Source organism: Pantoea sp. S62 (assembly GCF_016658625.1).
Taxonomy (GTDB): Bacteria; Pseudomonadota; Gammaproteobacteria; order Enterobacterales; family Enterobacteriaceae; genus Pantoea; species Pantoea vagans.
The window spans coordinates 1-244 of the sequence record NZ_JACVVI010000077.1 but is presented as its reverse complement, the minus strand read 5'-3'; the positions used below and the strand labels follow the sequence as shown (position 1 = coordinate 244).

Genomic DNA, 244 nt, shown 5'->3' with positions numbered 1-244 from the left:
GACGACCATGACGTCGCCATCACACAGCCCCAGTTCCTGCATGCTGCTGCCGCTGGCACGCACAAAAAACGTGGAGGCGCGCCGGCGGATGCAGAGCTCGTTAAGGTCAAGTTCACTTTCCACATAATCTGCGGCGGGCGAAGGAAAGCCTGCCGCACAGGGATCTGCATAGAGGGGCACGCGTACACGGGGAGTGAAAACCGGGGGCCAGAGCAGCATCAGGCCTGAGCCGTACGCGGCGGGT

1 protein-coding gene is annotated in these 244 nt (G+C 62.7%); it reads right to left on the bottom strand.

The genetic code is table 11. From position 1 onward, the window contains the following. Window positions 1-219 (bottom strand): S24 family peptidase (locus IBT54_RS25000; RefSeq protein ID WP_304622278.1); only part of this gene is annotated, 219 nt, incomplete at its 3' end. Window positions 220-244 lie beyond the last annotated feature (25 nt).